We start from the raw sequence: 11,705 nt of genomic DNA on the forward strand, positions 1-11,705 counted from the left end.
AAAGTTTGTCAGCCCCGCTCGAACGCACTTACCACGCAATCCCGTCCCGCCTTCTTCGCGCGATACAGCGCCGCATCCGCACGTTCCAGCAGCATCTGCCCCAACACGGCAGGATCATCCGCGCGCGGTGCCGTCTCCAGCGTTGCCACGCCGACCGACACCGTCGCCTGCAAGCGGTCGCCGGATTCCAGCACCACCGTGCGCCCGCGAATGCCGCTGACTATGCGCTCCGCCACCGCCAGCGCCGCCGCATGCGGCGTATCGATCAGCAGCACCACGAATTCCTCGCCGCCGAAGCGCCCCAGCGCATCGCTGAGCCGCAACTCGTGCTTGATGCGCGCCGACACCTCGCGCAGCACCTCGTCGCCGCCACGATGTCCGTGCGTGTCATTGACCGCCTTGAAATGATCGAGGTCGATGTACAGGCACGAGAGCGGATAGCCATGCCGCTGCGTGCGCACGATTTCCTCGAGCAGGCGCCGCTCCACGTAACGACGGTTGTGTACGCCGGTCAGCGGATCGGTCAGGCCGATGTGCTGCAGCCGCTCGTTGTTGATCACGTTTTCCACGCAGATGGCGACGACCGAGGCGCGGTGCTGCTGGAAGTCGCTCGCCATGTTCGATGCGAAGCGCGCCGCATCCAGGCTGCCGAGGCTCAGCCAGCCGATCAGCCTGTCGCGCCGCACCAGCGGCAGCACTGCCACGCTGGCGGGTTTGAGCACGGTCTTCGGGAAAAGCGGTGCGTGGGAACGAGCGCTGTATGCACCCAGCAAGGGTTTGCGCAGCGTACGCATCGTCTCGCCCGCGGTATCGTCATCATCGACGAAAATCAGGTTCGGATATTCGTTAACTTCGATGCGCAATTCCGCCAGGATGCGCCGCACTTCCTGTTCCGGATCGATCAGCGTCAGCGTCACCACGTCGAGCTCGGACGCTTCGATCAGCGTCTCGAAAATGCTGTCGAGCAGTTCCTGGAAGGTGCTGGCGCCGATCAGCTTCAGGTCGAATGCCTGGTAGCGCTGCATGATGTCCTGGTTGCGACGCGCCTGTGCCAGCAGTTCGTTCAACTGTTGGTGCAATCGCGCGTTTTCTTCAACCAGCTTGTTGGACATCGAAAGGCCTGTTTGGCACCGCATTCATGCGCAATCGGCGCATCGGGGAAAGCGCATAGTAACCTGCGGGAATTTTTACCGCAGTGTAGTCCCTGACAACGGGATCGGCGCCGGATTTAACCAAAGTTTTGAAATAAAAAGCCCTCGGAAAGAGGGCTTGATGTCGTGCGGGCGTGGCGTACGGATCAGACGTTGAACAGGAAGTTCAGCACGTCCCCATCCTTCACCACGTACTCCTTGCCCTCGGCGCGCATCTTGCCTGCTTCCTTGGCGCCGGTTTCTCCCTTGTAGGTAATGAAATCCTCGTAGGCAATCGTCTGCGCGCGGATGAAGCCGCGTTCGAAGTCGGTGTGGATCACGCCGGCCGCTTGCGGTGCGGTATCGCCCACGTGGATGGTCCAGGCGCGCACTTCCTTGACGCCGGCGGTGAAGTAGCTTTGCAGGCCGAGCAGCTTGAAGGCGGCGCGGATCAGGCGGTCGAGGCCCGGTTCTTCCATGCCCATGTCGGCCAGGAAATCGGCCTTGTCGGCATCGTCGAGGTCGGCGATTTCGGCTTCGATGGCGGCGCAGATGGCAACCACTGGCGCGTTCTGCGCCTTGGCGTATTCGGTCAGCTTGTCGAGCAGCGGGTTGTTGGTGAAGCCCGAGTCCGACACGTTGCCGACGTACATGGCGGGCTTGGCGGTGATCAGGCACAGCGGCTTGATCAGTTCCTGCTCTTCCTTGTCGAGGCCCATGGCACGTACGGGTTTGGCCTCGTCGAGCTGCGGCATGATGCGTTCCAGCAGGGCGACCAGCTTGCCGGCATCCTTGTCGCCGGAGCGGGCTTTCTTGTTTTCGCGGTGAATGGCTTTTTCCACCGTGCCCATGTCGGCCAGTGCGAGTTCGGTCTGGATGACTTCGATGTCGGCGATCGGATCGACGCGGCCGGCAACGTGAATGACATTGTCGTCCTCGAAGCAGCGCACCACGTTGACGATGGCGTCGGTTTCGCGGATGTGCGCGAGGAACTGGTTGCCCAGGCCTTCGCCCTTGGAAGCACCGGCGACGAGGCCGGCGATATCGACGAATTCCACGGTGGACGGCAGGATGCGCTCGGGCTTGACGATCTCGGCCAGTGCCTGCAGGCGCGGATCGGGCACTTCCACCATGCCGACATTGGGCTCGATCGTGCAGAACGGGTAATTCTCGGCGGCGATGCCGGCCTTGGTGAGCGCGTTGAAGAGGGTGGATTTGCCGACGTTAGGCAGGCCGACGATGCCGCATTTGAGACTCATGACTGTGCTTCTCTGAGAGATGGATTAACCCGCTATTCTACCGTAGCAGGGCAGGGGTTTCGCGGTTTGGAGGCGGGATGGCCGCTCGCGGCGGCCTTACTTCGCCACCGTATGCAACTGCATCGCCGCCTTCTCGAACTCGCCCTTGCACAGCAGCGGGACGATGCCCAGGCTTTTTTCGATCGCTTCGTCGATCAGCGGCTGTTCTTCCTTGCGCGGGCGGTGCAGCACGAAATCGACGACCGGCTGGTTGAGATTGAGCGTGCGCGGGTGGCCGATGCCGATGCGCAGGCGCCAGTAATCCTGCGTGCCGAGCGCGGCGGTGATGTCCTTCAGGCCGTTGTGGCCGCCGGACGAGCCGCCTTTTTTCAGCTTGGCGGTACCCGGCGGCAGGTCGAGCTCGTCGTGGACCACCAGCACTTCTTCCGGTGCGATCTTGAAGAAACGCGCGAGCGCGCCGACCGACTGGCCGGAGCGGTTCATGAAGGTCTGCGGTTCGAGCAGCCAGACTTCATTGCCGGCAATGGTGGTTTTGGCAGCCAGCGCGTTGTACTTGGATTCGCGCGCAAGGCTGCAGCGCGGCAGGCTGTTGGCGAGGTTGTCCACCAGCCAGAAGCCGGCGTTGTGGCGGGTTTGTTCGTATTCGGGGCCGGGGTTGCCGAGGCCGACGATCAGGCGGATGGACATGGCGGTCTATTGCAAAAAGGAGTGATTATCGCGGATCGCGGCGCGGCTGGCGATGGGGAGGGCTGCCATTGGCGTCCGAAGTGTCGTAGCGCAGCGCCTCGATCAGCGCGCCGAGCGCCGGTGTGCGGCGCCGATCGGGGAAGTACAGGTGGTAGCCATGGAACACCGGCGACCAGTCTTCCAGCAGGCGCACCAGGCGGCCGGCAGCGATATGTTCGCCAACCTGGTGCTCGAAACAGTAGCCGATGCCGAGCCCGTCCAGCACGGCCGCCAGCGCCAGCGTCCAGTCGTTGATGATGACCGGGCCTTCGACACGCACATCGACCATGCGGCCGCCCTTGGTGAATTCCCAAGCGTACAGCCCGCCGGCGCTGGCGAGGCGATAGTTCAGGCAGCGATGCTGCTTGAGGTCCTGCACGGTGCGCGGCGCCGGATGCGCAGCCAGATAGGCGGGCGAGGCGACGATGGCGACCTTGACGTCCGGGCTGATGCGCACCGAGATCATGTCGCGCTCGACCAGCTCGCCGAGCCGCACGCCGGCGTCGAAGCGGCTGGCGACGATGTCGGTGAAGCCGTCGTTGACGTCGATCTCGACCGCAACGTCCGGATAGCGCTGCAGGAAGGGCGCCAGCGCCGGCTGCAGCAGCCAGCGCGCGGCGATCTGGTCCGAGGTGATGCGCACCAGTCCGCGCGGTTTCTCGCGCAGGTCGCTGAGGTTCGCCAGTTCGGCAGCGATATCGTTCAAGGCCGGGCGCAGCGTGTGCAGCAGGCGTTCGCCGGCTTCGGTGGTCGAGACGCTGCGCGTGGTGCGCGTCAGCAGCGGCAGGCCGATGCGTCGTTCCAGCGCCTTGATCGCGTGGCTCAGCGCCGACTGCGACATGCCGAGCCGCGCCGCCGCGCGCGTGAAGCTGCCTTCGTCGGCCACCGCGGCAAAGGCGGCGAGGTCATTGAGTTCGTCGCGCTTCATTGATGCATGATTTTCATAAGAGCTATCGGAATTGACAGTCTAATCAAATCAAAGCGGTGCTGCTATCTTTGCATTCGTCACCAATTTCTCTCAAAAGGATTCGTCATGACTCAAGCACGTGGATATGCCGCGCATGATGCGCAATCGGCGCTGGTGCCGTTCCAGTTCGAGCGCCGCGAACCGGGGCCGCACGATGTGCGCATCGACATTCTTTATTGCGGCATCTGCCATTCCGACCTGCACCAGGCGCGCAACCACTGGTCGAACTCGCTCTATCCGATGGTGCCGGGGCACGAGATCGTCGGCCGCGTGGCGGCGGTCGGTGCGCACGTCAAGAAATTCAAGGTCGGCGATCTGGCCGGGGTCGGCTGCATGGTTGACTCCTGCCGCCATTGCGCGGCCTGCGACGCGGATCTCGAGCAGTATTGTGCGGAAGGCGCAACCTGGACCTACAACAGTACAGAGCGCGACAGCGCGCAACTGACCTTCGGCGGTTATTCGGACCACATCGTGGTCGAGGAGCGCTTCGTCGTCAGCGTGCCGGAGAACCTCGACCTGAAGGCCGTCGCGCCGCTGCTGTGCGCCGGCATCACGACCTATTCGCCGCTGCGCCATGTGAACGTGCAGTCGGGGCAGAAGGTCGGCGTGATCGGCCTTGGCGGTCTCGGCCACATGGGCGTCAAGTTCGCCAAGGCAATGGGCGCGCATGTGGTCATGATCACGACCTCGCCCGAGAAGGGCAAGGACGCCAAGCGTTTGGGCGCCGACGAGATCCTGGTCTCGCGCGATCCGGTGGCGATGGCGCAGCATGCGGGCAGCTTCGATTTCCTGCTCGATACGATTCCGGTCGGGCACGACGTCAACCCGTATCTCGGCCTGCTGAAGCTCGACGGCAAGATGGGATTGGTCGGCGCGCTGACACCGCTCGAACCTATCGTCGGCGGCAACCTGATCTTTGGCCGCAAGTCGCTGTTCGGCTCGGGTATCGGCGGCATGGTGGAGACGCAGGAGATGCTCGATTTCTGCGGCAAGCACAACATCGTCAGCGATGTCGAGGTGATCGACATGCGCAACGTCAACCAAGCCTACGAGCGCATGGAAAAGAACGACGTGCGCTACCGTTTCGTGATCGACATGGCGACACTGTAGGAAAGAAACGCGCAGACAATAAAAAAACCCGTCGCAAGGACGGGTTTTTTATGAGCGGGAGACAGATTACTTCTTGTCTGCGTCGCCTTCTGCAGCTGCATCGCCTTCTGCGGCTTCTGCCGAGACGGTACCGGCCGGCACGGATGCGGTCGCGATGGTCGGGTTTTCTTCACCGCCATGCTGCACTGCGGACACGCCTTTCGGCAGCTTGATGTCGGCGAGGTGGATCGATTGGCCGACTTCGAGGTTGGCCAGATCGACTTCGATGAACTCGGGCAGGTCAGCCGGCAGGCAGCTGATGTCCAGCTCGGAGGTCACGTGGCCGATCACGCCGCCCGACAGTTTGACTGCCGGCGAGATTTCCGCGTTGACGAAGTGGACAGGCACCTTGGTGTGGATCTTCTGGTTCGCGTCAACGCGCTGGAAATCGGCGTGCAGCACTTGTTGCTTGAATGCATGCATCTGGAAATCGCGCAGGAGAACCTTCTCGACCTTACCATCGACTTCGAGGTCGAGGATGGACGAGTGGAAGGCTTCCTTCTTCAGTGCGTAGTACAGGGCGTTGGCGTCGAGCGAGATGCTGACCGGCGCGGCGGTGCCACCATAGACGATACCTGGGGTGAGGCCTGCATTGCGCTGGCGGCGGCTCGCTCCGGTCCCCAGCTCTTTGCGTGCGAATGCAACTACTTTCATGATAGAGCTCCAATAATGCAGGATGAAAATCATCCTGCGGTTAAATCCCCCGCGACCAGGGGACTTCTAAATGGATGGGAAAATCCCCATCCCTTGCGGCAGGCCGTACGGCTGGCTTGCCTGCCTGCGCCCGAGGACGCAGGACTTGACGTTCTTGTGGCGGGCGGTGCCCGACGCCGTCAGTCGGCGAACAGCGACATGACCGAGTCGCCCTTGGTGATGCGCTTGAAGGTCTCTGCCAGCAGCGGCGCGCACGACAGCACGCGAATCTTCGGGCAGGCACGTGCCGCTTCGTTGAGCGGAATCGTGTCGGTGACGACCAGTTCGTCCAGCGGCGAGGTCGTGATGCGCTCGATCGCCGGGCCCGACAGCACCGGGTGCGTGCAGTAGGCGATGACCTTCTTGGCGCCGCGTTCCTTCAATACTTCGGCAGCCTTGGTCAGCGTGCCGGCGGTATCGACCATGTCGTCCATGATCACGCAGTTGCGGCCTTCGACTTCGCCGATGATGTTCATGACTTCCGACACGTTGGCCTTCGGACGGCGCTTGTCGATGATCGCCAGGTCGCAGTTCAGGCGCTTGGCGAGCGCACGCGCACGCACCACGCCGCCGACGTCGGGCGACACAACCAGCAGGTCCTGGTGATTCTTGGCGACGAGGTCGCTCAGCAGGATCGGCGAGGCGTAGATGTTGTCGACCGGGATGTCGAAGAAGCCCTGGATCTGGTCGGCGTGCAGATCCATGATCAGCACGCGCTCGACGCCGGCTTCCTGCAGCATGTTGGCGACCACCTTGGCCGAGATCGCGACGCGCGCCGAACGCGGACGGCGATCCTGACGCGCATAACCGTAGTAGGGAATCGCTGCCGTGATACGGCCGGCCGAGGCGCGCTTGAGTGCGTCGACCATCAGCATGATTTCCATCAGATTGTCGTTGGTCGGCGCGCAGGTCGACTGCAGGACGAAGACGTCCTTGCCGCGCACGTTCTCGTTGATCTCGACCACGATCTCGCCGTCGGAGAACTTGGAGACGACCGCCTTGCCGAGGGGGATGCCGAGTTCCTGGGCCACTCCCAAGGCCAGATCCGGAATAGCGTTGCCGGTAAAAACCATCAGGTTTTCGAGTGCCATGGAAATTCCCGCGTATCGATTACAGTCGTTGAAAAGATGGAAAGCCGCCAAAACCCGACTTTTGCGAAGTCTTGTGTTGGCGGCTTTTCTGCGTGCTCTCGGCGCTTATTGCGCTGCTTTCTTGTTTAATGGCAGGGGAACAAGGATTCGAACCTTGGAATGCCGGAATCAAAATCCGGTGCCTTGACCAGCTTGGCGATTCCCCTACACAACCTGTTGTCTGCCGAACATGGTGTTCGTCAAACGAATTCTCTTTACGTCTGCAAGCGGGCGAGCGGGTGATGCTCGAGTGCTTCGGCCTTCCAGGCCTTCCAGGGGGCGGGTACTTGTTTGAGTACCGCATCGGCTTGTTGCTCGCTCTCGAAGGAGCAGAACACACAAGCGCCGGATCCTGTCATTCTCGCTTCTCCGAATTGCCGCAGCCATGCGATGGCGCTTGCAACAGGGGGAAACAGCTTTTCAGCCACGACTTGCAGGTCGTTTTTGCCGAAGCTTTCAGGAGCCCCGGAAAAGTCCGATATTCTGACGGGTTTCGTATCCCTTGTCAAACCTGTTTCTGAAAAAATCTGTTGCGTCGGTACCGCCACGCCGGGTTCGAGCACGACGAACCAGCGGTGCGGGGTGGCGACCTCCTGCATCTGCTCGCCGATGCCTTCGACGAAGGCGTTGCTGCCGAAGATGAAGAAGGGCACGTCGGCGCCGAGCCGCACGCCGAGCTGCATGAGTTCGGTGCGCGACAGGCCGCCCTGCCACAGATGGTTGAGCGCCATCAGCGTGGTGGCCGCATCCGACGAGCCGCCGCCAAGACCGCCGCCCATCGGCAGGTTCTTCTCGATCGTGATGTCTGCACCGGGGAGTGTCCTGCCGGTTCTTTCCATGATGGCGGTACGCAGCAGGCGGGCGGCGCGCACCGTCAGATCGCTGTCGGCCGGCACGCCCGGCAGGTCGCTGGTGCGGCAGATCGCATCGTCGTCGCGCAGCGCGAAGTGCAGCACGTCGCCGCGCGAGATCAACTGGAACAGGCTTTGCAGCAGGTGATAGCCGTCGGCGCGGCGGCCGACGACATGCAGGAACAGATTGAGCTTGGCCGGCGCGGCGCAGTTGTCGAGGGTACGGATCATGATGCGAGCAGCGAGCGTGCGTCGTCAGCGTGGCTGCCAGTTGTCGATCACGATGCGTATTTCGACCTTGCCGGCCTGCACGGTATGGCGCGCCAGATCGATGCGTCGTGCATAGGTGTCGCCGCCTTCGCTGCGTTGCCAGTTGGCGTAGCGGATCTGCCAGCCGTCCTGCGTGGTGACCGTGCTGCCATCGCCGTTGGCGACAAAGGCATTGCCGTTGGCATCGGTGGCGAAGCCCTGCAGCCATTGCCGCAGGCCGGCGATCGGCAGCGGCCAGCCCAGGGTTTGCGCGACCAGTGCATCGACGTCGCCGGCGCTGCGCGGCGCCTTGCCGGATTCGGTCAGGGTGGCGCCACCAGGCTCGACGGCGATGGTGGCGATGATCTGGCCGAGCGGCGACAGCAGGGTGACATTGCTGCGCTCGCCGTTTTGCTGCCAGGTGAAGCTGCCGTGCAGGGATTCATCGTTGCCGTTCTGCCGGTATTGCACGGAAAGACGACCGGCGATCTCGATCGTCTGGCGATAGTTGCGTGCGGCACTACTGTCGGCGCCCGGCGTGTCGGCCGGCGGAGCCATGCTTGAGCAGCCGCCCAGCAGCAGCGACGCGGCGAGCAGCACGGCGGACGAAAATCGAAATGGGGTCAGTGCGGGCAGGATTGAAGTCATGGCAGGACGAGATGAACGGATCGGAAGCGAGGCGGCCCGCATCTCGCGAGAGACTTGGGCGCAGAGCCGGCTGCACGGGCAGCCGGCAGTCTTTGATTACAGATCGGCGCGCAGGCGTGCCAGCGTGCTTTTCAGCGTTTCGTTGCCGGGGTCCTTTTGCAGTGCGGCGCGCCAGAAGTCACGGGCATCTTCCTTGTCGCCCTTGACCCACAGCACTTCACCAAGGTGCGCACCGATCTCTGCATCGGGACGAATCGCATAGGCGCGGCGCAGATAATCCTCGGCCTGATCGAGTCGGCCCATGCGGAAATGGACCCAGCCGACGCTATCCATGATGAACGGGTCTTCGGGCGCGAGCTCGGAGGCCTTCTGCAGCAGGGCAAACGCTTCCGGCAGGCGCAGGTTGCGGTCGGCCAGCGAATAGCCGAGCGCATTGTAGGCATGCTGGTTATCCGGCGCGAGTTCGATGATGCGGCGCAGCGACTTTTCCATCAGGTCGAAACGGCCGGCCTTTTCGGCCAGCATCGCATGGTCGTACAGCAGGCCGGTGTCTTCCGGGAACTGCTCGAGTCCCTTGCCGAGCACGGCCAGCGCTTCCGGCAGGCGGTTGGCGTCGCGCAGCAGTTGCGCATCGGCCACCATCACCTGAATCTGTTCGCCCTGGCTTTCGGGCTTGAGATGGCTGAGCAGGTTGTGTGCACCTTCCACGTCGCCGGCCTGCGCCATGATCTGCGCGCTCTTGACCTGGGCTTCGATGTAGGCCGGGCCAGGTTCGACCTGGGCCAGCCAGTTCAGCGCACCCTTGTAATCCTTGCGGTCGGCGGCGATCTGCGCCAGGATCAGTTGCGCCTGCACCGGGTCGCGCGTGAGGTCCGGGTTTTCCTCGAGTTCCTTCAGGTAGGCGGTCAGGTATTTCTCCGCCATCGGCCGGTCGTTCATCTGCGCGCCGAGGATGCCCATCGCGTAGAGGATGGTCAGGTCGTTCGGCTGATCCTTGAGCAGGATTTCGAACTGTTCGCGTGCCTTTTCATGCTCACGGCCGTCGATCAGCACCTTGGCATAGGCGATGCGCACGTCACGCGCCTTCGGGTGCTGCTGCAGATAGCCCGCAAAGAAGGCCAGTGCTTCCTGACGGCTCTGCATCGATTGCGCCACCATCAGTGCGGCGATCTCGAGTTCGGGTTTGATTTCGAGTGCCTTCAGCGCTTCCTGGTGCGAACGCGCGATGTCGCGGTTGGCATAGGCGGCTTGTGCCAGCGCAATGTGGCTTTCCACCAGATCGGAATACGGTGCCACCAGTTCTTCCATCAACGTGAAGGCGCCCTGCTTGTCCTGCACGCCGCTCAGCAGGCGCTGGATTTGCAGGATCAGCAGGCCGCGTGCCTGCGGCCGTACTTCCTGCAGGCGTTCGACGAAGATGGGTTTGGCTTCGGCCAGGTTTTCGCCGAGTACGACCAAGCCCAGGTAGAACTGGTTGGCTTCGTCGGATTCCGGCGCGATCTGGCGCCACAGGCGCACGGCCGACAAGGCTTCGCCGGCCTGCTTGACGCTCAAGGCGATCTCGGCCGCACGGCGCGCCAGGCGCGGATCGCGCGTTTCCTGCGCGCCGGCCAGCATGGTCACATAGGCCAGTTGCCAGTCGCCGCGCTGGTAGGCCATTTCGGCGCGCAGCAGCTTGTAGAGCATGTCCTCGGTCATTTCGACGTTGGGCAGCGCGCCGTCGGCCGACTCGGTTGCTTCCGCGCCGGCCGGCATTGTCGGTGCCGTCAGCGGCATGCCGGGATCGGCGGTGCCGGATGCCGGCGGATGGGCATGCACGCTGCCGCCAAAAGTCGAGAGAAGGGCGGACAGCGTTACAATGGCAAGAGCATTTTTCTTCAATTGAAGTCCAGGCTAATCGAGCGGAATCCTATTTTACGCCGAACCCACATCCAACCGTTTGCCGTCGTGCAAGCCGGGTTCGGCTCCATGATTGCGATCGGTTTGCACCGGCTTTCGTTCCTTTGCCAAGTATCGTTCCATGCCTGAATTGCCAGAAGTCGAGGTGACGCGCCGCGGCGTGGCGCCGCACCTCGAAGGACAGACCGTGTCCGCCGTCGAATTCCGCCATACCGGATTGCGCTGGCCGTTTCCGCTCGCGCTGGCGCAGACGCTGGTCGGCCACACGGTGCGCGCCACCGGGCGGCGCGGCAAGTATCTGCTGATCCATTTCGACCATGGCACGCTAATCATCCATCTCGGCATGTCCGGTCACCTGCGCATCCTGCCGCCGGGCATCGAACCGAAGAAGCATGATCACTTCGACATGGCGATAGGCGGCCAGGTGCTGCGCATGAGCGATCCGCGCCGATTCGGCGCCGTGCTCTGGCATGACGCCGCCGATGGTTCGGTCGAGAATCACCTGCTGCTGCGCACGCTGGGCGTGGAGCCGCTGGAAGGCCGTTTCGACGGACAGTGGTTGTATCGCCACACGCGCGGACGCAGTGCCGCCATCAAGCAGGTGTTGCTGGCGGGCGACATCGTGGTCGGCGTCGGCAATATCTATGCATCGGAAAGTCTGTTCCGCGCACGCATCAATCCGCGCACGCCGGCGCACCGCATCGGCCCCGAGCGCTACGAGCGGCTGGCGCAGGCGATCCGCGAAGTGCTGGCTGCGGCCATCGAGCAGGGCGGCAGCACGCTCAAGGATTTCATCGCGGTCAACGGCCAGTCCGGCTATTTTCAGCAGAGCTATTTCGTCTATGCGCGCACCGGCGAACCATGCCGTATTTGCAACGCGCCGGTGCGTCAGATCGTGCAGGGACAGCGTTCGACCTTCTATTGCGCAAATTGTCAAAAATGACGGGCGGTGCTAGTGTCCGATGTTGGAAGTCCGTTTCATGAAGATGTCCGGCAGATGGCGG

The 11,705-nt window shown here is 62.9% G+C and carries 11 protein-coding genes and 1 tRNA gene; 2 read left to right on the top strand and 10 right to left on the bottom strand.

The window, feature by feature from the left end:
- Positions 1-8: 8 nt before the first annotated feature.
- From IEV38_RS07850 to IEV38_RS07865, 4 genes are all read right to left on the bottom strand, one after another.
- Positions 9-1,112, bottom strand: coding sequence for a GGDEF domain-containing protein (locus tag IEV38_RS07850; protein ID WP_188395641.1), 1,104 nt, complete (start codon positions 1,110-1,112; stop codon positions 9-11).
- A gap of 185 nt (positions 1,113-1,297) precedes the next feature.
- Entirely contained in the window at positions 1,298-2,389 is a 1,092-nt protein-coding gene (gene ychF / locus IEV38_RS07855; protein WP_188395642.1) for a redox-regulated ATPase YchF, read from the bottom strand.
- Positions 2,390-2,485: 96 nt separating this feature from the next.
- Positions 2,486-3,076 (bottom strand): aminoacyl-tRNA hydrolase, encoded by a 591-nt coding sequence (gene pth / locus IEV38_RS07860; RefSeq protein ID WP_188395643.1) that lies wholly within the window; start codon positions 3,074-3,076, stop codon positions 2,486-2,488.
- A 25-nt stretch (positions 3,077-3,101) separates the two neighbouring features.
- On the bottom strand, positions 3,102-4,043 hold the full coding sequence (locus IEV38_RS07865) for a LysR family transcriptional regulator (protein ID WP_188395644.1): 942 nt from the start codon (positions 4,041-4,043) through the stop codon (positions 3,102-3,104).
- 105 nt (positions 4,044-4,148) lie between these two features.
- Between IEV38_RS07865 and IEV38_RS07870 the strand changes: the two genes are divergently transcribed.
- Positions 4,149-5,192 carry an NAD(P)-dependent alcohol dehydrogenase gene (locus tag IEV38_RS07870; protein ID WP_188395645.1) on the top strand — a complete coding sequence of 348 codons (1,044 nt, stop codon included), beginning with the start codon at positions 4,149-4,151 and terminating at the stop codon, positions 5,190-5,192.
- Positions 5,193-5,258: 66 nt separating this feature from the next.
- On the opposite strand, the gene IEV38_RS07875 is transcribed toward IEV38_RS07870, so the two are convergent.
- The 6 genes from IEV38_RS07875 to IEV38_RS07900 all read right to left on the bottom strand — a co-directional run bounded on the left by IEV38_RS07875 (position 5,259) and on the right by IEV38_RS07900 (position 10,683).
- Positions 5,259-5,885: a 50S ribosomal protein L25/general stress protein Ctc gene (locus tag IEV38_RS07875; RefSeq protein WP_188395646.1), complete on the bottom strand. Its 627-nt coding sequence runs from the start codon at positions 5,883-5,885 to the stop codon at positions 5,259-5,261.
- Positions 5,886-6,064: 179 nt separating this feature from the next.
- Positions 6,065-7,015, bottom strand: a complete 951-nt coding sequence (locus IEV38_RS07880) for a ribose-phosphate pyrophosphokinase (RefSeq protein WP_188395647.1) — start codon at positions 7,013-7,015, stop codon at positions 6,065-6,067.
- A 129-nt stretch (positions 7,016-7,144) separates the two neighbouring features.
- Positions 7,145-7,221: transfer RNA gene (locus tag IEV38_RS07885), tRNA-Gln, on the bottom strand.
- Positions 7,222-7,269: 48 nt separating this feature from the next.
- A complete protein-coding gene (gene ispE / locus IEV38_RS07890; RefSeq protein ID WP_188395648.1) occupies positions 7,270-8,136 on the bottom strand; it encodes a 4-(cytidine 5'-diphospho)-2-C-methyl-D-erythritol kinase in 867 nt (288 codons plus the stop codon).
- 24 nt (positions 8,137-8,160) lie between these two features.
- Complete coding sequence (gene lolB, locus IEV38_RS07895) at positions 8,161-8,802, bottom strand: lipoprotein insertase outer membrane protein LolB (protein WP_188395649.1); 642 nt, start codon at positions 8,800-8,802, stop codon at positions 8,161-8,163.
- Between the two features lie 96 nt (positions 8,803-8,898).
- Positions 8,899-10,683 carry a tetratricopeptide repeat protein gene (locus IEV38_RS07900; protein ID WP_188395650.1) on the bottom strand — a complete coding sequence of 595 codons (1,785 nt, stop codon included), beginning with the start codon at positions 10,681-10,683 and terminating at the stop codon, positions 8,899-8,901.
- Between the two features lie 139 nt (positions 10,684-10,822).
- Here IEV38_RS07900 and mutM point away from each other — a divergent pair, with 139 nt between their 5' ends.
- Positions 10,823-11,644, top strand: a complete 822-nt coding sequence (gene mutM, locus IEV38_RS07905; protein WP_188395651.1) for a bifunctional DNA-formamidopyrimidine glycosylase/DNA-(apurinic or apyrimidinic site) lyase — start codon at positions 10,823-10,825, stop codon at positions 11,642-11,644.
- Positions 11,645-11,705: the final 61 nt, after the last annotated feature.

This window comes from Oxalicibacterium flavum (assembly GCF_014635065.1).
Lineage (GTDB): Bacteria > Pseudomonadota > Gammaproteobacteria > Burkholderiales > Burkholderiaceae_D > Oxalicibacterium > Oxalicibacterium flavum.

Bases quoted from the DNA above. Each gene is read 5' to 3' on its own strand.
- IEV38_RS07850 (WP_188395641.1), bottom strand. From the start codon at position 1,112: ATGTCCAACAAGCTGGTTGAAGAAAACGCGCGATTGCACCAACAGTTG.
- ychF (WP_188395642.1), bottom strand. From the start codon at position 2,389: ATGAGTCTCAAATGCGGCATCGTCGGCCTGCCTAACGTCGGCAAATCC.
- pth (WP_188395643.1), bottom strand. From the start codon at position 3,076: ATGTCCATCCGCCTGATCGTCGGCCTCGGCAACCCCGGCCCCGAATAC.
- IEV38_RS07865 (WP_188395644.1), bottom strand. From the start codon at position 4,043: ATGAAGCGCGACGAACTCAATGACCTCGCCGCCTTTGCCGCGGTGGCC.
- IEV38_RS07870 (WP_188395645.1), top strand. From the start codon at position 4,149: ATGACTCAAGCACGTGGATATGCCGCGCATGATGCGCAATCGGCGCTG.
- IEV38_RS07875 (WP_188395646.1), bottom strand. From the start codon at position 5,885: ATGAAAGTAGTTGCATTCGCACGCAAAGAGCTGGGGACCGGAGCGAGC.
- IEV38_RS07880 (WP_188395647.1), bottom strand. From the start codon at position 7,015: ATGGCACTCGAAAACCTGATGGTTTTTACCGGCAACGCTATTCCGGAT.
- ispE (WP_188395648.1), bottom strand. From the start codon at position 8,136: ATGATCCGTACCCTCGACAACTGCGCCGCGCCGGCCAAGCTCAATCTG.
- lolB (WP_188395649.1), bottom strand. From the start codon at position 8,802: ATGACTTCAATCCTGCCCGCACTGACCCCATTTCGATTTTCGTCCGCC.
- mutM (WP_188395651.1), top strand. From the start codon at position 10,823: ATGCCTGAATTGCCAGAAGTCGAGGTGACGCGCCGCGGCGTGGCGCCG.